The sequence below is a fragment of the Acetivibrio sp. MSJd-27 genome, from assembly GCF_018918095.1.
Classification (GTDB): domain Bacteria; phylum Bacillota; class Clostridia; order UMGS1840; family HGM11507; genus HGM11507.
In genome coordinates this window covers 69,112-93,674 of the sequence record NZ_JAHLPV010000002.1, presented here as the reverse complement: position 1 = coordinate 93,674, position 24,563 = coordinate 69,112, and the positions used below count along the sequence as shown (strand labels likewise).

Genomic DNA, 24,563 nt, shown 5'->3' with positions numbered 1-24,563 from the left:
AAGAGTACCTCTTTTGAGGTACTCTACATTCTTAAACAGTCAAAATTTCTTTTTCTTTTGCAGCAAGCAGAGTATCTACCTCTTTAACATATTTATCGGTAGATTTCTGTACTTTTCCCTCCGCGTCCTTCAAATCGTCTTCCGTAATCTCACTTTTCTTTTTCATATCCTTTAGCTTATCCACACCGTCACGGCGGATATTTCGGATAGATACCCTGGCGCTTTCGGCAATTTTATGGATATCTTTTACCAATTCTTTACGCCGTTCCTCTGTCAACGCAGGGATGGACAATCTGATACATTTTCCATCGTTGTTCGGGTTGATTCCCAAATCAGCTTTCTGAATCGCTTTTTCCACATCGCCCAAAATGCTGGCATCCCATGGCTGTATCAGAATCGTTCTCGCATCGGGAATCGAAATGTTTCCCACCTGCGCAATCGGGGTAGCCGTTCCATAATAATCCACGGTTACCTTATCTAAAATAGCAGGATTTGCACGGCCAGCACGGACTGCGGCAAAATCTTTTGCTAAAATATCAACGGTCTTTCCCATTTTAATCTCTACATCTTTTAAAATTTCTTGCATTTGATACCCTCCTATTTTATCCGCAAATTTTTGCGTTTTTTAACACATTTTTTCGCCTCTGAATGATTCCCTCAATTCATTTCCCACAAATGTTCCAAGTGTTTCTCCTTTCACAACCCGGACGATGTTTTCCGGCTGTTCCAGTCCGAACACTTCAATGGGAATATCATTGTCCATACACAGGGAAATAGCAGTGGAATCCATCACCTTTAATCCCTTGTTCAGCACATCGATATAACGGATGGAATCGTATTTTACGGCATCCTTATTGATATTGGGATCCGAATCATACACACCGTCTACATTTTTGGCCAGGAGAATGACATCGGCTTCAATCTCCGCTGCCCGCAAAGCGGCAGCTGTATCAGTGGAAAAGAAGGGATTGCCTGTTCCGCATCCAAAAATAACAACTCTTCCTTTTTCCAGATGGCGGATTGCTTTATTTCGAATGTAAGGTTCCGCTATTTGTTTCATTTCAATCCCTGTCTGCACTCTGGCCGGTACATCCATGCTTTCCAAGGTATCCAGAATCGCCAGCGCATTGATTGTGGTTGCGAGCATTCCCATATGATCCGCCCGTGTTCTGTCCATATTCGCACCGTTTCTTCCTCTCCAGAAGTTTCCTGCTCCTACAACAATAGCTACCTCTACGCCCATTTCATCTAGTTTCCGGATCTGCTCGCAGACGTTATTGATTTTATGAAAATCCAGACCAAATCCCTGCTCTGTGGCAAGGGCTTCACCGCTTACTTTCAAAAGTACTCTGTTATATTTTGCGCTCATCTCTCTACCACCTAACCATAATATTTCATTGTATCTATTCTATCATAGTTTATACAAAATGAAAAGATTAAATTTTCTTTTAACGGTATTTTGTACCGTATATTTTACCATCCTCAACAGATAATAGGAATGAAAGATATGCATCGTCTTCAGAAACATTATCTTCTCTTTCCGTTCTCCTTTCCTACCCTTTCCGCTTAGGATACTCACAGAAGCAAAGTTCAATAAGGGCTTGCCCCGTCATTCAACGAGGACAAGGGCACTGCATAGCAGTGCCGCAATCAGCGGGAGATTACACTCCCGCTGATTGCGGATATGGAATCCGCCGCCTTAAAAGGCGGGGGACATCTTGCCCGCAGTTATATCATTTTCCAACAGAAAGGATTTCAAATGAAAATCTCAAAAATCACGCTCTATGTTTCGGATCAGCAGCAATCAAAACATTTCTGGATTGACCAATGCGGTTTTATCCTGAAAAGAGAACAGACTTTGGGTCCTGTAACCTGGATTGAAGTCGCTCCGGAAGAATCTTCGGAGACTTCCTTTGTCCTCTACGACAAAGGTGTTATGCTGGCACAGAATCCGAAAGCAAATGTCTCTCATCCATCGGTTATTTTAAGCACAGAACATATCGATGAAATTTATACGCACTTTCAATCGCAAAAAATAGAAGTGGGGGAGAAGATGTCTTTTCCCTATGGAAAAATGTTTTCATTTAAAGATAATGATAAAAATGATTTTTTAATCAGGGAGTCGGATTAAAATATAAATTACAGTCAAAAACAATTTTTTTCCGCACAACTTTGCACAAAAGCTGCCATCCATACGTTTCTGTCTCTACAAATATATCCTCTTTTTTGCAGTTAGAGATTTTTCTCCTGTTGAATGCCAAAAGAACAATATACTTCCCCTATTGAAAAAAAAGGAACACATTTCTGTGTTCCTTTTCTAATTAATCCTTTATTTGGACATGCTTGCAACTTCTTCTGCAAAGTTGTCCTCTCTTTTTTCCAGACCTTCGCCCTTTTCAAACCGGACAAATTCTTTGATTTTGATGGATCCGCCGAATTCTTTTGCTGTCTGCTCCACATATTTGTTTACGGACAGGTCGGTATCGATGATATATTCCTGTTCTTCCAGACAGACTTCTTTATAATATTTTCCGATTCTGCCGTTTACCATCTTCTCAGCGATATTCTGAGGTTTTCCTTCATTAATCGCCTGAGCCATGAGAATTTCTTTCTCCTTGTCAATCACTTCAGCCGGAACATCCTCTTTTTTCACATAGGTCGGATTTGCAGCGGCAACCTGCATTGCAATATTTTTTGCAAATCTTCCAAATCCATCATTGGAAGCAACATCAGAATCAAAATTTACAACAACGCCGATTCTTCCGCCCCCATGGATATAAGTTGCTACATTTCCTTCAAATCTTGCAAATCTTCTGATTTTGATGTTCTCACCGATGGTCAGAATTTTTTCCTGTAGCATTTCAGCAACCGTCAGTTTATCATCGTATTTCAATGCGGAAAGAGCTTCTACATCTGCCGGATTCTCTTTTGCAACAATCTCGGCCAGCTTTTTCACAAAAGCTCTGAACTCTTCATTTTTTCCGACAAAATCGGTTTCGGAGTTTACTTCAATCACAGAAGCTACATTACCTTCCACATAATCGGATACAATACCTTCTGCGGCAATTCTTCCAGCTTTCTTCGCGGAAGCTGCAAGACCTTTCTCTCTTAATAATTCAATCGCTTTTTCCATATCACCGTTTGCTTCGGTCAGGGCTTTTTTACAGTCCATCATACCGCAGCCGGTTTTTTCTCTTAATTCTTTTACCATAGCAGATGTAATCATTGCTATTTCCTCCTATATCTCAATACATTATAAAAATCAACTATAAAAATATTTCAATCTCGCCAAGCAGAGGATATCTTGTCGCCGCTTGCTGTGAAGCCAGAACCTGTCCGCCTAAAAGGCGGAAATATACCTGGTGAGAAATCTTTCTATTAAAATCCCCTGTTTCCTAAAATCCATTGAACCCGGCAAACAGGGGATATCCTTCTTACTCTTCGGTTTTTTCTTCCTCTTTTTCATTTTTTTCTGCTTCAGCAGACATTTCCGTACCCTGTCTTCCTTCAATAATGGCATTTCCCATTGTGGAAGCAAGTAATTTTACGGCCCGAATCGCATCATCGTTGCCGGGGATAACATAATCCACATCGTCCGGATCACAGTTTGTATCAACAATAGCAACAACCGGAATACCCAGTTTTTTTGCTTCTAAAATCGCATTTTTTTCTTTTCTCAAGTCAACTACAAAAAGCGCTGCCGGCAGTTTTTTCATATTTTTGATACCGCCGAGGAATTTCTCTAATTTTTCTCTCTCCGCCTTTAATTTGATAACTTCCTTTTTCGGCAGCAAATCAAACGTTCCGTCCTCTTCCATTTTTTCCAGCTGGAACAAACGGTCAATTCTCTTTTTAATGGTTTTAAAGTTGGTCAGCATACCGCCTAACCATCTTGCGTTGACATAGTACATACCGACTCTTTCCGCTTCCTCTTTGATGGAGTCGGTAGCCTGTTTCTTTGTGCCGACGAACAGAACATCGCCGCCTTCTTCTGCGACGCTTCTGATAAAGTCATAAGCCTGTTCAATTTTCTTTACGGTTTTCTGCAGGTCAATAATATAGATTCCATTTCTTTCAGTGAAGATGTATTCCGCCATTTTCGGATTCCATCTTCTTGTCTGATGTCCGAAATGAACACCTGCTTCCAGTAACTGTTTCATCGAAATTACGCCCATGTTAAAATCCTCCGTTTGGTTATTATTTTTTCCTCCATTCCGCTCAACTCTTACAGGAACCCTTGAAAACAAAGCATTATTTCCAGAGCACCGCCTGTAAGATCACGAAATGTGCGTATTAAACCTAAAATATTATATCACAACAGATTTCGAAATGCAAGCTTTTTTTGATTTATAACTTTTTCTCTTAAATAATATGAATTATTTTCTGTATTCTATAATATTTGTATCAAATGCCTGGATTATACTCTAACCGTTAAAATCAAAAAGATCTCCGCATTTTTCATTTGGAGATCTTTTCATTTCATTCTATTATTCTTCCGTCTCTGCTATCTCTTCCTTCTGCCCGTCAGACAATTCTGTTTCCGCATCATCGGTAACATCCTCTTCTTCTTTGTCTATTCTCGCAATTGCGACAACTTTGATATCTTCCGCCAAGCGCATCAGCCTTACTCCTGAAGTATCTCTTCCGAGAGTAGATATCTCATTCGCACCGGTGCGAATTACCACACCATCAGAGGTAATCAGCATGATATCATGATTGTCATCAATCGTCTTGATTCCGGCAATATCTCCTGTTTTCTCAGTAATTTTATAGGTTTTGACGCCCTTTCCTCCACGCTGCTGAACTTTGTATTCATCTACGTTCGTACGTTTTCCCATACCATTTTCTGATACAATTAAGAGATCCACACCTTCACTTACCAAGGAAGCTCCAACCACATAATCGTTATCTTTCAATTTGATACCGCGAACACCGTGCGCCGTCCTTCCCATCGGACGAACATCCTGCTCATTAAATCGGATCGCCATTCCTTTATGTGTCCCGATGATAATATCTCTGGTTCCATCGGTAAGTTTTACCCGAATAAGCTCGTCATCTTCCTCTAACCCAATCGCGCGCAGACCGCCGGAGCGATTTGTATTATATTCCATTAGGCCGGTTTTCTTTATGGTTCCCTTACGGGTTACCATTGTCAGATATTTTCCATCCTCAAATTCCTTCAGCGGAATGGTAGCTGTAATTTTTTCATTTGCTTCCAGTTCCAGCAGATTTACAATCGCCATTCCTTTTGCCGTTCGGGAGGCCTCCGGAATTTGATAAGCTTTGAGTTTAAACATTCTTCCCATATTGGTAAAGAAGAGAATATAATTGTGAGTGGAAGTGACGAACAATTCCTCCACAAAGTCCTCCTCCCGGGTACTGAGGCCGGAGATCCCCCTTCCTCCTCTTCTCTGAGCGCGGTAGGTATCCGTTTTCAATCGTTTTACATACCCAAAATGAGTCAATGTGATAACGACATCTTCCTCATCAATCAAATCTTCCATATCAATTTCGGAGTAATCAAAAGAAATCGAAGTTCTTCTTTCGTCACCATATTTATCCTTTATCTCGTTTAGCTCGTCCTTGATGATATCAAGAACCATACCTTCGTCCGAAAGAATTTTTTTGTAATACGCAATTTTTTCTTCCAACTCTGCGTATTCCTGATCAATTTTATCCCGTTCCAACCCCTGCAGCCTTGCCAGACGCATATCCAGAATTGCTTGAGCCTGAATCTCACTCAACCCAAACCGTTCACAGAGTTTTTCCTTCGCGTCATTGTAACTGCTTCGGATAACTCGGATAATTTCATCAATATTGTCCAGTGCAATTCGCAGACCTTCCAGAATGTGTGCCCTTGCTTCCGCTTTTCTCAAATCGAATTTAGTTCTTCTGACAATGACATCTTCCTGAAATTTCAGATAATGCTCCAGCACTTCCTTCAGATTCAATATCGCCGGCTTGTTGTCAACCAATGCGAGCATGATAACTCCGAAGGTTTCCTGCATCTGTGTGAATTTATACAGATTATTTAAAACGATGCTGGCATTTGCATCTCTTTTTAGTTCTATGACAATCCGCATACCATCACGATCGGATTCATCCCTTAAATCAGAGATTCCTTCCAATCTCTTGTCCTTAACCAAATCCGCAATCTTTTCAATCAGCCGTGCTTTGTTTACCTGATAAGGAATTTCCGTTACAATAATTTTCTGCCGATTGCCGTCTTCCTCTATTTCCGCCTTTGCCCGAATTATAATTTTACCCCGTCCGGTGGTATAAGCACTGCGTATTCCGCTCATTCCCATAATAACACCACTGGTAGGAAAGTCGGGACCTTTGATATATTCCATCAATTCTTCAATCGTAATATCTGGATTATCGATCAAAGCGATCACGCCGTCAATGACCTCTTTCAAGTTATGAGGAGGAACATTGGTTGCCATTCCTACCGCAATTCCGGAAGACCCATTCACAAGAAGCTGGGGAAAACGTGCGGGAAGAACAACAGGTTCCTTCAGCCTCTCATCATAGTTCGGTGTAAAGTCAACCGTTTCTTTTTCAATGTCCCTGAGCATTTGTACACTCAATTTTGCCATTTTTGACTCGGTATACCGATATGCAGCAGCCGGATCACCATCTACCGAACCAAAATTCCCATGCCCGTCAACGAGGGGATAACGCAGGGAGAAATCCTGTGCCATACGCACCATGCTGTCATATACTGCGGCATCTCCGTGTGGATGATATTTACCAAGTACGTCACCCACCGTTGTGGCACATTTCCGATATCCTTTATCCGGATACAGTCCGCTTTCATGCATTGTATATAAAATTCTCCTATGTACCGGCTTCAATCCATCCCTGACATCGGGAAGCGCACGGCTGACGATAACACTCATGGCATAGTCGATATAGGATTTTTTCATTTCTTTGACAATTTCAACCGGAATTATCTTTTGATTTTCAAATTCACTCATGAAATACCCTCCAAATTTCGAGAAAATGTTTCATATGAAACATAGAATTTTTTACCAGAATTTTTCTCTTATCTATTTTATTTATCACACATCTAAATTTTTTACATATTTTGCATTTGTGACAATAAATTCTCTTCTGGGTTCCACTTCTTCACCCATTAAGATGGTAAAGATGCGGTCGGCTTCCACGGCATCTTCCAGTTCGACTTTCAAAATAATTCTGGTTTCCGGATTCATGGTGGTTTCCCAGAGCTGTTCCGGATTCATTTCTCCAAGACCTTTATAGCGCTGAATCGGAACATTCTGATCTTTCCCCACCTCCTCCAAAATTCTTTGGAGGTCTGCATCGGTATAGGCATAGTACTCTTTTTTGTTCTTTGTCACTTTAAACAGGGGAGGCTGTGCAATATAGACGTGTCCTTTTTCCACCAAGGGTCTCATATAGCGGAAAAAGAAAGTCAAAAGCAGCGTCCTGATATGGGAACCATCCACATCGGCATCGGCCATAATAATAATTTTACCGTATCTTAATTTATCAAGATTGAAATCATCACCGATTCCAGCACCCAATGCCGTAATGACCGGCATCAGTTTATCATTTCCGATAACCCTGTCGATTCTAGCTTTTTCCACGTTCAGCATTTTACCCCAAAGAGGCAAAATAGCTTGATATTCCCGGTTTCTTCCTTGCTTTGCACTTCCTCCTGCGGAGTCTCCCTCGACAATATAAATTTCTGTCATGGTTGTATCCTTTGAAGAGCAATCTGCAAGCTTCCCCGGCAGGGTAGAAGATTCCAATGCAGATTTTCTTCTGGTTAGTTCTCTTGCTTTTCTGGCAGCCTCTCTGGCACGGGAGGCAGTCATCGCCTTATCGATGATAATTCTGGCAACTTGCGGATTTTCCTGTAAAAAGTCTCCGAATTTTTCAGAGATCATGGTTTCCACAACCCCGCGCACTTCACTGTTTCCAAGTTTTGTCTTTGTCTGTCCTTCAAACTGAGCTTCGATCACCTTTACACTGATGATAGCTGAAATTCCTTCTCTGGTATCATCACCGCTCAATGCTTTGTCATTTTCCTTGAGAATACCGCTTTTTTTTGCGTAATCATTCAGCGTCCTGGTCAAAGCCGCTTTAAAACCAGTTTCATGCATACCGCCTTCTGTTGTGTGTATATTGTTTGCAAAACTGATAATATTTTCTGTATAGGAGTCCGTATATTGCATTGCAATCTCTACATAAGTGCTGTCTTTTTCATACTCCACATATATGACATCGGGATGAAGCGGTGTTTTGGAATGATTGATATATTTTACATATTCAATGATCCCGCCATCATATTTCATAGTGTTGACAACAGGCTCTTCCTCTCTCAAATCGGTAAAAGTGATTCGAATTCCTTTATTTAAGAAAGCCTGCTCTCTCAAACGCGCGAGAAGAGTGTCATACTCATAATGAATATCTTCAAAAATTTCAGGATCAGCCATAAACGTGACTGTAGTTCCTGTTTTTTCAGTATCTCCAATCACCTTCAGAGGTCCGGTTGCATTGCCGCGCTCATATCTCTGATGATGAATATGTTGTCCATCGTATACGGTTACCTCCAGATAGGTGGAGAGCGCATTTACAACAGAAGCGCCAACGCCGTGCAAACCGCCGGATACCTTATACCCATCGCCGCCGAATTTTCCTCCTGCATGCAGAATGGTAAATACAACTTCCACAGCTGGTTTTCCCGTTTTTTCTTGTATTCCGACAGGAATACCACGCCCGTTATCCGATACCGTAACGGAATTATCCTTGTTGATCGTCACTTCAATATGAGTACAATATCCTGCCAGGGCTTCATCGATGCTGTTGTCTACGATTTCATATACCAAGTGATGCAGTCCGCGGATGGAGGTACTTCCGATATACATACCAGGTCGTTTTCGGACAGCCTCCAGTCCCTCCAATACCTGAATCTGACTGGCATCATATGTATTTTTTACTTCGGTGTCGTATACATGTTCATTCTGTTCCATTTTCATTTAGCCTCCCATGCAGATTTTTGAAAGAGGTTATCTTTCGATTTTATAACAAGATAAAAACACATTTGCGCACAACGTGCGGCAAAAATCACCTTGCAAAATGTTTTACCCTCGCAGCAAGTAGGATGTATAAGCGCCGCTATGTTCTGATATTGAAGAATCCTAATGCTTTCTTAGCGAGGTTATAACTGCGGACAAGATGTCCCCTGCCTCTTTAGGTGGCGGGTTCCATATCCGCACGAAGCGGGATTACAATCTCCCTCTTCGTCCAGTGCCCTTGTCCTCGTTGAATAACGGGACAAGCCCTTATTGAAGGGGCAGTGTCCCATCATGAAACCTTTCGGCGATGGATTTCATCACCATCGAAAAAAACGGAATCATCCGCCCAATAAGACGGGGGACATTTTTTCTCTATAAATTCAAAAAGCCTTTCTTTTTATGCGATGCCCGCTTAGCCAATGTCGTGCTGGAAATAGAGGAGACATAGATGCGCTCCTGTTTCTCATTTTTCAGCACAATAAAAGATTTTGGCAATTCATCGCTGACATAGGTTACCATATTTTTTTTACTGGCGTTTCTCAAAAAGTTTTTGGTTATCTGTGAAATTGAGGTCTTTTCCATATCGAATATAGCAATAATATCCTTTGTTTTCACAATATAATCCTGACCTAAATGAAGATACATAACGATTCCTTTACTTTCCTATCACTCTGCCATTCTGAATTTTCCGTGCGATAAACGGTTTATCCAGATGATAATAAAAATCCTTGTCGGTGCAGGTGATAATTGTTTGATTATCCTTGATAAAGGAGATTAATTTTTCCCGGCGCTTTGCATCCAATTCCGATAAGATATCATCCAGAAGCAGAACCGGAGATTCTCCCAAAACCTCTTCCATAAAAACAAATTCAGCTAGTTTTAACGAAAGAACAATACTCCTCTGCTGTCCTTGTGAACAATAGCTTTTCGCATCCTTTCCATCGATCAGAAAAATAACTTCATCCCGATGAGGACCTTTTAATGTGGATCTTCTTAAAATATCCTCGCCGGAGGAAAGCGCCTCATATAACTTTGGTACGATCTCTTTTTCCTTCAATTCATAAGTTTTATCAATAGAGGGGCGATAGGATATTGACAATTCTTCCTTCTTGTCCGAAATAAAAAAATAAATTTCCTTTGCCTTCTGCTTCATTTTGTCAATAAACAATTGACGATGAATCATAATTTTAGCACCGTATTTGGCCAATTTCATGCTATAAACTTCCAGTAAATCTTTATCTATTTTCTCTTTTTTCAGCAGATTATTCCGCATTTCAAGAACTCTTCCATAATCTTTTAATATCTTGTAATAATTCGGACGCAGCTGTGAAATGTCGGTATCTAAAAATCTTCTTCTTGCCTCAGGACCATCCTTGATCAGTTCCAAATCCTCCGGTGAAAAAATGACTGTAGAAAATATCCCCAGCAGTGCCTTTATCTTTTTCTGCTCAATTTCATTGATAAAAAGCTGCTTGTTTTTATTTTGATAAAAATACATCTTTGCTTCCTGCGATCTTTGCTGGGAGTAAAACTTCATAGAAATCTGTGCTTCCGGGCTGGAAAAGCGTATCAATTCTTTATCTTTTGCTCCTCTGTGAGATTTTGCGGATGAAAAAAGGTATACCGCCTCCAGAATATTCGTCTTTCCCTGGGCATTTTCCCCATAAAAGATGTTGATCCCATCTCCCATAAGGATCGATTCATCCGCATAATTTCGAAAATTGTGCAATGTGATACTTTCTATTTTCATTTGACATCCAGCGTAACGGTTTTCCCGTTTAAAGAAACCGTCACACAATCCCCGCTGCGGATTTTTTTTCCCCTCATTGTACAGATCTCACCGTTTAGATGAACCAAACCTTCCTGTATGATCTCCTTTGCCATTCCGCCTGATTGAACCAGATCCGCCCATTTTAAAAGAGAATCTAATTTTATAAATTCTGTCTTGATTTGAATGCCCTTACTATTCATTTTTCAGCCTCACAGGGAGTACCAGATACAGAAAAGAATCTCCCTCTATGGGGACAATCACCAAAGGACTTAACGAGGTGGTAAACTGCATTTTTATTTTTTCACATTCGCATGCCTTCAGGGCATCTAATAAATATTTATGATTGAATCCAATTTCCAGATTATTTCCTTCCGTTTCACAGAAAAAACTATCCTCCGCTTTTCCAATCCGCGAAATACAGCTCATATAAATATTATTTTCTGTGATATCCATCTTTACCGGGCTTTTCGAATCGGTTGTAATCAAAAGAGAGGTTCTTTCGATTGCATTGATAATATCTTTTGTATCCGTTGTAACCGTCAAATCAGATACTGTGGGAATAATGTGTTCATAGTTGAAAAATTCCCCTTCAATCAGCCTGGAATACACAACATAATTGTCAATTTTTATGGTTGCCTTTTTATCGGAAAAACAGATTTCAACTTCCTCTTCCTTGTCATTTAAAATCTTGGAGAGTTCGTTCAATGTCTTCCCTGGGATAATGAAATTACTGTTTAGTAACGTGTTGCTGATGTTTTCTTTCCGATATGCCATACGGTAACCGTCAAGGGCAACCACTTTCAGCACGTCTCCGTTTACCTCAAAATAGGCTCCGGTAAATGTTATTTTGTTTTCGTTGGTTCCGATGGAAAAGGCCGTCTGACGGATAATACTCTTTAACTGCAGCTTGGAAATAGAGAATTTTTGTTCCGAATCAAAGGAATCAATAGCTGGATATTCGGAGGCGTTCAAACCGAATATCTCATATTTCGCTTTTTCTGAAAAAATAGTAGTTTTCAGATTTTCATCGCTGGAGATTGTGATAATTCCATCTGGAAGTTTCCGAACGATTTCAAACAGCATTCTTGCGTTTAAAACAATCTCGCCGTCTTCTTCCGTCTGCGCTTCAAAATTACTTTCAATTGCAATCTCAAAATCATTTCCAAGCATTTTTACATTGTTTGGTGTCACCTTCATGTAAATACCTTCCAGCAAAGGATAGTTACTCTTTGGGGAAACCGCTTTTAAAACCACAGAAATATTTTCTGTTAAAATCTGTTTGTCGCATGAAAATTTCAAATGAAAAACTCCTTTCATTTTAAAAAAATAAATCATTATGATCATGATATATATTATTTTTATATTTCTATAGTAGTATTAGTAATAGAGTTATGTGTATAAGTAGAAAATCGCGGAAAGCTATGAATGGGATGAAGTTGTCAATTTTATAAATGGGTATAATAATGTGTGTTCACAAAAAAGTATTTTGGATAATCTGTGGCAATCAATAAATATCCACAAAACACACCGCTTTCCACGTGGAAAGATAATTTTTTGTGTTGAAAATCTATCACATCATATTTTTAATATTTGAGATAATTTCTTCAATATTATTTTTTAAATTCTCATCTTCATTGATTTGATCTTCTACCTTATTGATGGAACTCATAACGGTTGTGTGATCCCTTCCGCTGAAATCCTCTCCTATTTTTTTATAGGAAAGCCCGGTTAATTCCCTTATAATATACATAGCGATCTGACGGACATTAACCACTTCCTGCTTCCGTGTTTTGGATTTCAATTCTTTGGGATCCATATCAAAATAATTTGCAGTCTCCAGAATAATGGTATCCACATTGACAACTCGGTTTACCTTTGTCTCTGTGATATCCTTTATCATATCCTGAACCATATCCTTGGTGATAGGCATTTTTGTCAGCTGGCTGTAAGCTGTCAGTCTGTTTAAAACCCCTTCCAGTTCTCTTATATTGGATTTCACTCTCTCCGCGATAAAGGTGAGAATGTCATCCGATATATCCAGATGGTCGGTCTGTACCTTTTTCTTTAAAATCGCCACTCTGGTCTCATAATCAGGCTGTTTGATATCACAGATAAGCCCCCACTCAAAACGGGATCTCAGGCGGCTTTCCAAAGTACTGATATCTTTCGGAGGCCGGTCGGAGGAAAGGATAATCTGTTTATTGGATTGGTGCAGATGATTAAAGGTGTGAAAAAATTCCTGCTGCATTAATTCTTTGCTTCCGATAAATTGGATGTCATCTACCATCAAAACGTCCAGATTACGGTATTTATTGCGAAATTCTTCATTTTTATTGTCCTTGATAGCGTTTACAAGATCGTTGATAAACATCTCACTTGTAATATAAAGTATTTTCGCTTCCTTATTATTCTTTAAAATGCTGTTTCCGATAGCGTGCATCAGATGGGTTTTACCAAGCCCTACATCCCCGTACAGAAAGAGAGGATTATAGCTCTCAGCCGGCTTTTCACTGACTGCTTGTGCGGCAGCACAGGCAAGCCTGTTTGATTCACCTATAACGAAAGAGGAAAATGTATATTTTGGATTTAAATTGGAAAGTTCCTGTATCTTTTGAATATCGCCTGAAAAATCTTCCGGCGACGCCATATCTTCCTCAAGTAAGTTCTGTGCCTCATCCTCCACTAAAATTTCAACACTGCAGTCATTTCCGGCAAGAAGAATAAGGGCGTTTTTGATCAGAAGCAGATATCTCTTTTCAATCATATCCTTATTCCATTCCAATGGGACGGTGAGAATTAAATTTTGATTTTGAAAACGATATGGTTTAATCGTTTTAATCCAAGTTTCAAATCCCAGGGGAGATACTTCCTTCTCTATGATAGAGAGCATCTCGTTCCATAGGTCAACTGGATTTCGCACATTTATCCACCTCTTTTTTCTTAAGTTTATGAGAGAACGGATAGAAATAGAGAAGTTACGCACATAAAAAAGCAAGGTTATCCACTATTTATGTGGATAATAGATACATTCTGTACGTAATAAAAAATGACTCTTTCAACCAATTCTCTTTTCATTTTATCATATATAATCAATTGACAGAAAAAATCAATTATATATCATAAAACGAAAAATAGGAATATTTAAATTTTCGTTGGTCTGTTCATTATGTAAAGAAATAAGCGGCATAATAAAATCATTTTATCCCTTTTGTACGAAAGGTTTAAGGGTTATCCACAAAATCGGTGGAAAAATGTCTTAAAAACAGTGGATAACTTTGATTCTTAGGGAACTAAAGTAATTAGCCTCTTTCGATAAGTTAACATAAAACAAATAAAGTGGAAAATAATTTTTTTCTTTCTTTCGACTTTTTTCTTTTTTTAAAATTTGTTTTCGATTCCAAATAATTCAAAAATAAGAATCTTATTCTACTCAGAAAACACCATATCAAAAAAAGTATTATCTTTATGTAAACTTCATGTAAAAAAATTTAAGTCAGAGAATATCTGCTTTCTGTAAGAAAAATTACTTTTCCACGAAATCGGTGGAAAATCTTAAATAAATCAGTGGAAAACATGAAAAACACTGTTTTCAAAGGATTGCTCAGTTTTTTTTATTTACATAATACTATTATTTTCGTAACATGTGAAAAACTTTTTAAAACCTGATAAATCAAGATATTTTTTAAATGTAGCTTTTTCTCATTTATTACAAGATTGTCAAGCAAAAAATAAAAAAAGTTTTTCATTGAGAAGATTCTATAAAAATCAAAGATTATTTTGGACAATCTGCCAATTGAATTCAAAAAAATGGTTATCAATTTAAATATAGGAAAATAAAGTTTTTGACACTCCGAAATGCGGATAAACAGGGAAATTTCATGACTTTTCCACCGTTTCGTGGGAAAAGTCATGAAAAATATGTGTAAAACTTTATTTTATTTCAGTGATTCCATGCATGTAAGGCACCAAAACTTCCGGAATGGTGACACTGCCGTCCTCATTCTGATAATTCTCCAAAATCGCTGCAACCGTTCTTCCGATAGCAACACCCGAACCATTTAGGGTGTGAACAAGTTTCGCCTTATCCTTGGGATTTTCTTTGTATTTGATATTTGCTCTTCTGGCCTGAAAATCTTCAAAATTGGAGCAGGAGGAAATCTCCACATATCTGCCGTAACTTGGCATATATACTTCTATATCATATTTCTTCGCCGCGGTGAAGCCCAAATCACCGGTACAGATTGACACAACACGGTAGGGAAGACCAAGAAGCTGAAGAACAAGCTCCGCATCTCTTGTTAGTTTTTCAAGTTCTTCATAAGAGGATTCCGGTGTTGCGAATTTCACCAATTCCACTTTATTGAACTGATGCTGGCGGATTAAGCCGCGGGTATCTCTCCCGGCGCTGCCAGCTTCTGAACGAAAGCAGGCTGAGTAAGCCACATGTTTTAAAGGAAGCTGATCTGCAGACAGGATTTCATCCCGATACAGGTTGGTTACAGGAACCTCTGCTGTGGGAATCAGGAAATAATCCATTCCCTCCAGTTTAAAGACATCCTCTTCAAATTTTGGAAGTTGTCCGGTACCAGTCAGAGAATCGCGGTTTACCATAAAAGGGGGGAAAACTTCTTCATATCCGCTTTTGGTATGGGTATCCAAAAAGAAATTGATGATAGCTCTTTCCAGTTTGGCTCCAAGTCCTTTATAAAAGGTGAAGCGGGAGCCTGTTACCTTGGCTGCGCGGGTTGGATCGAGAATATTTAATTTTTCTCCGATATCCCAGTGAGCCTTCGGCTCAAAAGAGAAATCTTTTACATCGCCCCATTTTCTGACTTCCACATTATCCTCATCGGAATCTCCGATGGGGACGGATTCGTGGGGAAGATTCGGAACCCGAAGTAAAAGATCCTTCAGTTCGGATTCGATCTCCGAAAGAACTTTATCATCCTCTTTTATTTTATCGGATAAATCTTTCATTTCCTGTAAAACAGAAGAAACATCCTTACCTTCTTTTTTTAATCTTGGAATCTCTTTTGAAACCATATTTTGTTTACTCTTTAAATTTTCAACCTGAAAAGTAATATCTCTTCTTTTCGTATCCAATTCTAAAATTCTATCCAGATCAGTGGAGTTGTCTTTTTTCGTGGAAACCAATTTGCGAACCCGTTCCACATCCTCCCGGATCAATTTGATGTCAAACATGACAAACCTCCTATTTATTGTAATAATTCATTTAACAAAATAAAATGAATGAAAAAACCGTTTATCATCCAATTAAAAATGGAATAATTTTATTATAAACCCTAAAACCTAAAAAATCAAGCTGTATTTAAAAAATGTCTTCATTTGATATATTTCATTACTGTAGTTTTAAAAATGAAATAGAACGCGAAATTTTAGCTTACATATTATTACATTTAATTCAAAAACTTCAAAATCCGTTCCAAATCATCATTCCCATAATATTCTATTTCTATTTTTCCGCGTTTCACTCCATGTTTGATATGAACCTTGGTGGATAATTTTTTACACAAATCAGATTCGATATGCTGGATTTCTATTTGGATTGGATCATCTTTTGATTTCGTCTCTTTGGGTTCGGTATTTAAATGTTTCACAAGAGCTTCCACCTGGCGGACATTCAGCCCTTCCTTTATAATACGTTTGGCAATCTCCAATTTCAATTCATCTGATTGTAACGTAATCAGCGCACGGGCATGCCCGCTGGATAAATCGCCCGATATAATCAGTGGAATAATCGTATCAGGCAAACTTAAAAGACGCATAGAGTTTGTGATGGCTGTCCTGCTCTTTCCGACACGCTTACTGATTTCCTCCTGCGTCAAAGAAAAGGAATCGATCAGAGATTTATAACCTTCCGCTTCTTCAATCGGGTTGAGATCCTCTCTCTGCAGATTTTCAATCATAGCCACTTCCGCGGCTTCTTTGGATTCATAATCTTTTATAATGGCGGGAATTTTCTTTAACCCTGCCTTTTTTGCGGCGCGCCATCTGCGCTCCCCGGCGATGATGAGATACATTCCGTTTTCCTGTTTCACTACGATAATAGGCAGAATCACACCCATTTCCTTGATCGAAGTGGACAAGGCTTCCAGCTTATCCTCATCAAAATGTTTTCTGGGTTGGTTTTTATTTGGCTCTACATCCACAATATTCAGTTCAGATACCACATTTTCACCGGAGGGAGAGAGCTGCTTCTCTTCGGGAATCAGGGAGGCAAGTCCTTTTCCCAAACCTCTTCTGGCCATGTAAATCCTCCTTATCTGTTTTGCTTTAAAAATTCTTTGGCAAGGGCTTTATAGCTTTCGGCACCCTTGGAATATTTGTCATAATAAATGATAGGTGTTCCAAAACTGGGAGCTTCCCCCAACCGTGTGTTTCTGGGAATGGCAACCTTATATACCTTTTTTGGAAAGCAATCCTTCACATCTTGGGCAACCTGGATGGAAAGGTTTGTTCTTGAATCAAACATGGTAAGTAAAATACCCTCGATTTCTAGTCTCGGATTGATTGAATTTTTGATCAGTTTAATATTTTCAATCAAATCACTAACCCCTTCCAAAGCAAAATATTCGCATTGAATTGGGATAATAATCGAATCCGCCGCGGCAAATGCGTTGATTGTAATATAGTTGAGGGAAGGGGGGCAGTCGATAAAAATAAAATCAAAATCGTTCTGATATTGAGAAAGGCTGTTTTTCAAAATATATTCTTTGTTTTCCTTTTTATCCAGGGACACCTCAACACCCAACAGATCCATATTTCCGGGAACGACCGAAACATTTTTATAATTTGTGGGGATAACCGTGTTTTCAATTGACTCCCCTTCCATTAAAACATCATAATAATTTTTGGATACTTCATTTTTATCGATCCCCAATCCGCTTGTAGCATTTCCCTGAGGATCGGAATCGATGACAAGAACTTTTTTCTTTAGTGCGCCGATACATGCGGCAAGATTGACCGCCGTAGTCGTTTTTCCGACGCCGCCTTTTTGATTGGCTACAGCTATAATTTTAGCCACAAAATCACATCCTAAACATGTTTCAATCTATACAAAATTATGATACCACAACAATGAAGACGGCATAATATCGCCGCAGTATTGTGATTTAATAAGAATTCAGCCGCCGGAAGATCCTTTTCCGCCCACGGCATGTTTTTATTATATCATGTTTTATAAAAAAAAGAAAGAGAAATGATTCAAAATGTTTCACGTGAAACAAAAAACAAGGTATGTTTCATGTGAAACATTTTAAAAAATATATATTAGAAAAACAAGGATAATCGTTGACTTTAAATGGTTTACATATTATAATAAAAGAAGATTATTTTCCGCTCTATTGTAAGAAAGAAACGTTATTTGCTGACTGCAGGAATATCATCTTGTCTGAACAGTAGAAAATGAAAAAAAAAAGTGTGGTCGGCAAAAATCCTTGCTGTATAAAAGGAGAAAATGTTTTGAGATATAAATCCATTTTTTTGATTGGAATCATGTTATTAATGTCCTGTATTTTTGTACAGGCTGATATAGCTGTGCCTGAAACCATAAAAATTGGCCTGAAATATGGGAGTACAGCGGTTAAATCGGTAAACTTAAAAAACAATAACGGTTTTCGGATTGGGACCGAATCCGGCAAGCAGGTAGCTGTTCTGGATGAAACAAACATTATGGTAGAAAAGGCGCAAATTAATAATGAAGAAACCTACCTTATTATAGAAAAAGGCGGATTTTTGGATTATAATAGTGCATTAACCTATACGGAAGAAAATAAAAATGATATGATCTATTACGAGGATAATGTGTTCTATGCCGCCCGTGAAAAAATAATGAATCACACCGATGCGAACAATCTGCTTTGGGAAATTCGGCAAACCAATCCCTCTGCCTATATGATTGAACCCAATCAGAAGAGAATACGGATATCCGATCAGAAAAGCGGACAGACAAAGCTGGTGTTCAGTGAACAAACCGGTGAAAATCTGGAGATTGCGTCAAAAAACGGTGGCACACTGCTAATTGATTCGGTGGAATACAGGGGATCTGTTGTTTTTATCCGTCAGGACGCAAGCGATATGACGGTTATCTCAAAGGTTTCGATGAACGAATATCTGTACAGTGTAACTCCGTCTGAAATTCCTGCGGGTTCCGGTTTGGAAGCTTTGAAAGCCCAGGCAGTGTGCGCCAGAACCTATGCGGTGCAGAACAGCGGCCGCCATGCTTCTATGGGTTTTTCACTGTGCGATTCCCAGCATTGTCAGGTATATAAAGGGGTAAGCTGGGAAAAAGACAGCACAACGCAGGCCGTCAATGAAACGAATAAGCAGGTATTGACCTATGACGGAAAAATTATAACAGCAGTTTATTCTGCAAGCTGCGGGGGGAGAACGGAGGATGTGGAAAATGTATGGGGCAGTCCGCATCCTTATTTGAAATCGGTGGAGGATCCCTACTGCAAAGATGTCAGCTGGGAACTTCCTCTGGATTTTTCCACGATCAATCAGACGCTTCTTGCCAAGGGATATGATTTTGGAAACCTTCAGTCCCTTGAGATCTTGGAACGCACGCCAACCGGAAGAGTTTTGAAAATACAAATTACCGGTGACAAGATGACCAAAGTGTTTGAGCGGGAACAAGCCCGCACCATTTTGAATTTGAAAAGCCAGTTTTATGACATTGTACCGCAAAATACATTCCGCATTCTGACTGCCAGTGGATTTTTGTATTGGAATCTGGGAGGGAGAGAAAAGCTCGATGCCAACGGCATCACCAAAATAGAAGGAAACGCGGTCACTGTGCTGACTGTGGAGAATGGTGAAGTTGTACCCAAAACACTTCCCACTGTATCGGAATCCTTTGTAATCAAAGGGGAAGGAAACGGTCATGGAGTCGGAATGTGCCAGAATGGAGCGATAGGGCTTGCGGATCATGGATACAGCTATGAACAGATTTTAAAACATTATTATACCGGTGTTGAAATTACAACAGGGAAATAGAGGAGCAAACAGAGTTGAAACGACATGACTTTTATTATGATCTTCCGGAAGAGTTGATCGCCCAGGTTCCGCTGAAAGATCGCACAGCCTCTCGGCTGATGGTGCTGGACAGAAGAAAAGATAGTGTGGAACATAAAACCTTTCACAATGTGATCGATTATTTGAATAAAGGAGATACCCTTGTGTTGAACGACACAAGGGTTCTTCCTGCCAGGCTGCACGGCTTAAAGGAAGAAACCGGCTCAGCCATCGAATTTTTATTGTTAAAGCGCATGAATCATACCGATTGGGAAATTCTTGTGCGCCCAGGCAAAAAAGCGAGAGAAGGGGCGAAATTCCGGTTTGGAGGCGACATTCTCTCTGCCGAAATCATAAAAGTTCTAGAAAACGGAAACCGGATTGCGCGGTTTGCTTTTGAAGGAGTCTTCGAGGAAGTGTTGGATCGGCTGGGGGAAATGCCTCTGCCACCCTATATTCACGAAAAGCTCGAGGATAAAGAGAGGTATCAGACCGTCTATGCAAAGTATGAGGGTTCCGCCGCGGCACCTACGGCAGGACTTCATTTCACCAATGAATTGCTGGATGAAATCAGGAAAAAGGGAATCAATGTAGTGTTCGTCACCCTTCATGTAGGCTTAGGAACATTTCGCCCCGTGAAAACAGAGAATATCGAAGAACATCAGATGCACCAGGAGTATTACATTATGACCGGGGAAACCGCTGATATCATAAACCGCACAAAACAGGCGGGAAACCGGGTGATAGGTGTGGGAACCACCTCCTGCAGAGTGCTGGAAACCGTAGCGGATGAAAAAGGGAGAGTGCGTCAGCAGTCCGGCTACACCGGAATCTATATTTATCCATCCTACCGGTTTAAAATTCTGGATGGACTTATCACGAATTTTCATCTTCCGGAATCCTCTTTGATTATGCTGGTTTCGGCTTTGGCCGGCTATGAGAAAACCATGAAGGCATATGAAATTGCAATCAAAGAGAAATATCGCTTTTTCAGCTTTGGGGACGCCATGCTTATTATATAACTGCGGGCAAGATGTCCCCCGCCTCTTAAGGCGGCACTGCTATGCAGTGCCCTTGTCCTCGTTGAATGACGGGGCAAGCCCTTATTGAATAGAATGGGAAGAAACGAAAATATCTCCGCCTGTGCAGAAGGCGGGAGTGGAATCGTCCATTGAATCGGGATAGAAAACAAGAAATAAAAGAAACGGAGTAACTATGTATCAGCTTAAAAAGAAAGAAGGTTCTGCAAGACGAGGGTCCTTTCAGACAATACACGGAGAAATACAGACCCCGGTCTTTATGAATGTGGGGACAATTGCCGCTATCAAAGGAGCGGTTTCCAGTATGGATTTAAAGGAGATAGGCTGTCAGGTAGAACTCTCCAACACCTATCATTTGCATCTTCGCCCGGGAGACGAGGTTGTGAGGGATATGGGCGGAATTCATAAATTTATGAATTGGGATCGCCCTATATTGACCGACAGCGGAGGATTTCAGGTTTTTTCCCTGGCGAAGCTCCGCAAAATCAGCGAGGAGGGAGTTCAATTCAATTCCCATATCGACGGAAGAAAAATTTTTATGGGGCCGAAGGAAAGCATGCGGATTCAGTCCAATCTGGCTTCCACCATTGCGATGGCGTTTGACGAGTGTATTGAGAATCCTGCGGAATATTCCTATACCAAGCAGTCCATTGAGCGCACCACAAGATGGCTCAGGGTTTGCCGGGACGAGATGGATCGGCTAAACAGACAGGAGGGGACGCTTAATCCTCATCAGATGCTGTTTGGTATCAATCAGGGATCCACATATGCAGAACTGAGAATAGAACATATGAAGCAGATCCGAGAGATCGGCTGTGAGGGATACGCCATCGGCGGTCTGGCTGTGGGGGAAAGCGAACAGGAAATGTATGAAACCATAGAGACGGTGGAACCCTATATGCCGGAGGACAAACCCCGCTATTTGATGGGGGTGGGGACGCCGTCCAATATCATAGAAGCGGTGGCCAGAGGTGTGGATTTCTTTGACTGCGTCATGCCCGCCAGAAATGCCAGGCATGCAACCCTGTACAGCCATCAGGGCGTGATCCATCTGCTGAATAAAAAGTATGAGAGGGATGACCGTCCGATCGACGAGGAATGCGGATGTCCAGCCTGCCGCCATTATTCCAGGGCGTATATCCGCCATTTGTTTAAGGCGAAAGAGATGCTTGCCATGCGCCTTTGTGTGCTGCACAATCTGTATTTCTATAATCAGTTGATGCAGGATATCCGGGATCATCTGGATAAGGGAACCTTTTCTTCCTTCCGCAGCGAAAAATCTTCCCTGTACAGGCAGAAGGCGGAATAATTGAAAAAAGCGCGAACTTTGACGTTCGTTTGGGATTTTTGAAAAAATGCTTGCTATTCTAAGAGAAAACAGGTATAATGTACTATAATATATACAAATGAAGGAGGTGTGCGGAATATGGAAACACAAGCAGTTGGAATGGCGGCTTATATACAGCCTATTATTATGTTGGTTTTGATGGTTGCCATCTTTTATTTTATTTTGATCCGTCCGCAGAGAAAGAGGGACAAACAGTTTAAGGAATTGCTGGCAAATCTGCAGGTGGGGGATGAAGTCACAACCATCGGCGGAATGTTTGGTAAGATAACCAAAATAAAGGATGAAACCATTGTTATGGAGATGGGTACCGTTGAAAAAACACCTGTCCACCTTTATAAATGGGGTATCAAGGAAGTCAAAACAAAAGAAAAAGCATAAATGGGAAAAGACCGGTGTTCCGGTCTTTTTTCTTTTGGAGATGATTCGATGGGGAACGGAGGAAAAAGCCGAGCAAAAGAGAACTGAAGAACGGGCGAACGCAGTTCGCCCCTACGGTTATGATGTATTTTCGCAGTCTGTCATTCTGAGCAAAGCGAAAAATCGCCCAGCCAGCTCAACGCGCAGCGTACAAAATACAGTTTCTTTGTGCTTTGCCTCTGTACCTTATTGGAGATTCCTCGTACCTCGGAATGACAATGTGTACCGCAAAATACAAACGTCGACTTGTAGGGGAGGGGTTCCATCCCTTCCCGAAAAATAAAACAAAACCATGTACACACCGTAGGGGCGGATAATATCCGCCCATCGTAACTTTTACAAAATACAATCTCATTTAATATTGTAGCACAGGAGTCTGCTCCTGCTCTACAAATGATTTGTTTCGGGACGATGTGGGCATCGTCCCCTACATGAGTAGTGAGTATACAGTTGACAATATACAGTAGAACGGCATGTTCCGCCGAGGTGGCATTCCGCCGCTATTCTTTGGCACATACTGTAGGGGGCGATGCCCACATCGCCCCGCCCAGTATACCGTCTACTGTTTACCGTAAGGGAGGAGTTTTCTCCTGCCGTTTACGTATTGTAAAATTTCATATTATTTAATCTTTATCCAGCCCATCATAAAAATCCTGAAGCATGTCTTTCACATCCACATTTAAAATAAGGCATAAACACGCTAATTCATAATCGGTTACAAATCGGCTGTTGTTTTCTATTCTACTTATCATCTGCTGATCAATATTAATATTCATTGTTTGTAATTTTGCAGCTAACTGACTTTGTGTCAAATCTCTTTTTACTCGGAAAAGCTTTACATTTTTGTATATTACGTTTTTATTTCCATCAAATTCAATTTTCTTCATTTTTATCCTCATATACAATAAATTCACGTATTTTACTTGACATTAACATAATTTTCGTGATAAAATACGTTACATAAACGTATGGTAAACAAAAAATAGAAAAATATTTTGGAAGAGAAGAAAAATGATCATAGACAGAACCGGAATTGAATTGACGCCGGGCAATCTCGGAAAGGATTGCGCCGGAAACGGGGAACAGATTGGAAAAGATGGAGCCTTGATCGAATGTTGCTGTGACGAGTGTGATTACATGCTGTGCTGTCTGGAAAAGAGATGGGAAGAGGATTGCAGGCATTGCATTGACCGCGAATGTCCCCGTGCCCTAAAAATGCAAAAGTGATGGATGGAGGAAGAAATAATGACGGATTACCAAAGAGCATTTTATGAATTGTATGAGAGTGTGACGAAAGTGCTGGAGGATCTGCATCTTGCCCAGATAAAGGCTTTTAATATCAGCAAAGGATGGAGCGGCGAACAGCAGAATAAAGTCACGGAAGAGAAGGAGCCGCCGCATTACAAAAATTCAGCGGGAATGTGACTCCCGCTGAAAAAAGAAAATTAAGTTCTTCTGCATTTTTTGTTTGCCCTGAAATTGATTCCAAGAATACCGCCGATAACCGCCATCAACAGTCCCAGAAGAATCATAGCCATCATGTTCAGGCAGAAAATAAACTGACCGCTGGTGATAATGCTGAAAAGATAATAAAAAACCATATAGATACCGCCCACAGCCGCTCCGTTAGCCCAGCCGCATTGCCTGGCTTTCTTGGAGTTCATAAAACCGGCGGTAAAGGTTGAAAGGCAGGTTACGATAAACACAATTGGGCGGATGGTTCTTTCACTCAAAAGCCCAAGATAAATCAGCAGGGAAAAAAGAAGATAGCATACAACGCTCAGTGCCATGGCGATCAGTGCTGTCGTAAAGCTTCTTTTTATGCTGATTGTGCTGTCGTGAAATTCCTTATAAGGCGTCGGTGTGTTCATAAGTCATCCTCCCGGTTTGATCTGTTAGTATAC

The 24,563-nt window shown here is 40.3% G+C and carries 23 protein-coding genes; 7 read left to right on the top strand and 16 right to left on the bottom strand.

The window, feature by feature from the left end; translation table 11 throughout:
- Positions 1 to 31 precede the first annotated feature (31 nt).
- Both frr and pyrH read right to left on the bottom strand, forming a co-directional pair.
- Positions 32 to 586, bottom strand: a complete 555-nt coding sequence (frr, locus tag KQI32_RS01490) for a ribosome recycling factor (protein WP_177692042.1) — start codon at positions 584 to 586, stop codon at positions 32 to 34.
- Between the two features lie 39 nt (positions 587 to 625).
- On the bottom strand, positions 626 to 1,369 hold the full coding sequence (pyrH, locus tag KQI32_RS01485; protein WP_216423659.1) for a UMP kinase: 744 nt from the start codon (positions 1,367 to 1,369) through the stop codon (positions 626 to 628).
- 390 nt (positions 1,370 to 1,759) lie between these two features.
- Between pyrH and KQI32_RS01480 the strand changes: the two genes are divergently transcribed.
- Positions 1,760 to 2,131 (top strand): VOC family protein, encoded by a 372-nt coding sequence (locus tag KQI32_RS01480; protein ID WP_216423658.1) that lies wholly within the window; start codon positions 1,760 to 1,762, stop codon positions 2,129 to 2,131.
- 198 nt (positions 2,132 to 2,329) lie between these two features.
- Here KQI32_RS01480 and tsf read toward each other — a convergent pair whose 3' ends face one another.
- The 12 genes from tsf to KQI32_RS01420 all read right to left on the bottom strand — a co-directional run bounded on the left by tsf (position 2,330) and on the right by KQI32_RS01420 (position 17,863).
- A complete protein-coding gene (gene tsf, locus KQI32_RS01475) occupies positions 2,330 to 3,226 on the bottom strand; it encodes a translation elongation factor Ts (RefSeq protein WP_216423657.1) in 897 nt (298 codons plus the stop codon).
- A 208-nt stretch (positions 3,227 to 3,434) separates the two neighbouring features.
- Positions 3,435 to 4,175, bottom strand: a complete 741-nt coding sequence (rpsB, locus tag KQI32_RS01470) for a 30S ribosomal protein S2 (RefSeq protein WP_216423656.1) — start codon at positions 4,173 to 4,175, stop codon at positions 3,435 to 3,437.
- Between the two features lie 312 nt (positions 4,176 to 4,487).
- Positions 4,488 to 6,980: a DNA gyrase subunit A gene (gene gyrA / locus KQI32_RS01465; RefSeq protein WP_216423655.1), complete on the bottom strand. Its 2,493-nt coding sequence runs from the start codon at positions 6,978 to 6,980 to the stop codon at positions 4,488 to 4,490.
- Positions 6,981 to 7,064: 84 nt separating this feature from the next.
- A complete protein-coding gene (gene gyrB / locus KQI32_RS01460) occupies positions 7,065 to 9,002 on the bottom strand; it encodes a DNA topoisomerase (ATP-hydrolyzing) subunit B (RefSeq protein WP_216423654.1) in 1,938 nt (645 codons plus the stop codon).
- 417 nt (positions 9,003 to 9,419) lie between these two features.
- Positions 9,420 to 9,692, bottom strand: a complete 273-nt coding sequence (gene remB / locus KQI32_RS01455; RefSeq protein WP_216423653.1) for an extracellular matrix regulator RemB — start codon at positions 9,690 to 9,692, stop codon at positions 9,420 to 9,422.
- A 10-nt stretch (positions 9,693 to 9,702) separates the two neighbouring features.
- On the bottom strand, positions 9,703 to 10,797 hold the full coding sequence (gene recF / locus KQI32_RS01450; protein ID WP_216423652.1) for a DNA replication/repair protein RecF: 1,095 nt from the start codon (positions 10,795 to 10,797) through the stop codon (positions 9,703 to 9,705).
- Positions 10,794 to 11,018, bottom strand: a complete 225-nt coding sequence (locus tag KQI32_RS01445) for an RNA-binding S4 domain-containing protein (protein ID WP_216423651.1) — start codon at positions 11,016 to 11,018, stop codon at positions 10,794 to 10,796. The genes recF and KQI32_RS01445 overlap by 4 nt, the downstream gene beginning before the upstream one ends.
- Positions 11,011 to 12,117, bottom strand: a complete 1,107-nt coding sequence (gene dnaN / locus KQI32_RS01440; protein WP_216423650.1) for a DNA polymerase III subunit beta — start codon at positions 12,115 to 12,117, stop codon at positions 11,011 to 11,013. The genes KQI32_RS01445 and dnaN overlap by 8 nt, the downstream gene beginning before the upstream one ends.
- A gap of 271 nt (positions 12,118 to 12,388) precedes the next feature.
- Positions 12,389 to 13,708, bottom strand: a complete 1,320-nt coding sequence (gene dnaA / locus KQI32_RS01435; RefSeq protein ID WP_216423691.1) for a chromosomal replication initiator protein DnaA — start codon at positions 13,706 to 13,708, stop codon at positions 12,389 to 12,391.
- 1,040 nt (positions 13,709 to 14,748) lie between these two features.
- A complete protein-coding gene (gene serS / locus KQI32_RS01430) occupies positions 14,749 to 16,020 on the bottom strand; it encodes a serine--tRNA ligase (RefSeq protein WP_216423649.1) in 1,272 nt (423 codons plus the stop codon).
- Between the two features lie 215 nt (positions 16,021 to 16,235).
- On the bottom strand, positions 16,236 to 17,087 hold the full coding sequence (locus KQI32_RS01425) for a ParB/RepB/Spo0J family partition protein (protein ID WP_216423648.1): 852 nt from the start codon (positions 17,085 to 17,087) through the stop codon (positions 16,236 to 16,238).
- 11 nt (positions 17,088 to 17,098) lie between these two features.
- The gene (locus KQI32_RS01420; protein ID WP_216423647.1) at positions 17,099 to 17,863 is read right to left on the bottom strand and encodes a ParA family protein; all 765 of its coding nucleotides are present in this window, start codon (positions 17,861 to 17,863) and stop codon (positions 17,099 to 17,101) included.
- A gap of 437 nt (positions 17,864 to 18,300) precedes the next feature.
- On the opposite strand from KQI32_RS01420, the gene KQI32_RS01415 reads away from it, so the two are divergent.
- From KQI32_RS01415 to yajC, 4 genes are all read left to right on the top strand, one after another.
- Positions 18,301 to 19,836, top strand: coding sequence for a SpoIID/LytB domain-containing protein (locus KQI32_RS01415; protein WP_216423646.1), 1,536 nt, complete (start codon positions 18,301 to 18,303; stop codon positions 19,834 to 19,836).
- A 14-nt stretch (positions 19,837 to 19,850) separates the two neighbouring features.
- A complete protein-coding gene (queA, locus tag KQI32_RS01410) occupies positions 19,851 to 20,876 on the top strand; it encodes a tRNA preQ1(34) S-adenosylmethionine ribosyltransferase-isomerase QueA (protein ID WP_216423645.1) in 1,026 nt (341 codons plus the stop codon).
- 193 nt (positions 20,877 to 21,069) lie between these two features.
- Entirely contained in the window at positions 21,070 to 22,203 is a 1,134-nt protein-coding gene (tgt, locus tag KQI32_RS01405) for a tRNA guanosine(34) transglycosylase Tgt (protein ID WP_216423644.1), read from the top strand.
- 117 nt (positions 22,204 to 22,320) lie between these two features.
- The gene (gene yajC / locus KQI32_RS01400; protein WP_253290972.1) at positions 22,321 to 22,620 is read left to right on the top strand and encodes a preprotein translocase subunit YajC; all 300 of its coding nucleotides are present in this window, start codon (positions 22,321 to 22,323) and stop codon (positions 22,618 to 22,620) included.
- 662 nt (positions 22,621 to 23,282) lie between these two features.
- Here yajC and KQI32_RS01395 read toward each other — a convergent pair.
- The gene (locus KQI32_RS01395; protein WP_216423643.1) at positions 23,283 to 23,546 is read right to left on the bottom strand and encodes a helix-turn-helix domain-containing protein; all 264 of its coding nucleotides are present in this window, start codon (positions 23,544 to 23,546) and stop codon (positions 23,283 to 23,285) included.
- Between the two features lie 124 nt (positions 23,547 to 23,670).
- Between KQI32_RS01395 and KQI32_RS01390 the strand changes: the two genes are divergently transcribed.
- Both KQI32_RS01390 and KQI32_RS01385 read left to right on the top strand, forming a co-directional pair.
- Entirely contained in the window at positions 23,671 to 23,886 is a 216-nt protein-coding gene (locus KQI32_RS01390) for a hypothetical protein (protein ID WP_216423642.1), read from the top strand.
- An 18-nt stretch (positions 23,887 to 23,904) separates the two neighbouring features.
- Positions 23,905 to 24,084, top strand: coding sequence for a hypothetical protein (locus KQI32_RS01385; RefSeq protein WP_216423641.1), 180 nt, complete (start codon positions 23,905 to 23,907; stop codon positions 24,082 to 24,084).
- A 20-nt stretch (positions 24,085 to 24,104) separates the two neighbouring features.
- On the opposite strand, the gene KQI32_RS01380 is transcribed toward KQI32_RS01385, so the two are convergent.
- Positions 24,105 to 24,530, bottom strand: a complete 426-nt coding sequence (locus tag KQI32_RS01380) for a TIGR04086 family membrane protein (RefSeq protein WP_216423640.1) — start codon at positions 24,528 to 24,530, stop codon at positions 24,105 to 24,107.
- Positions 24,531 to 24,563 lie beyond the last annotated feature (33 nt).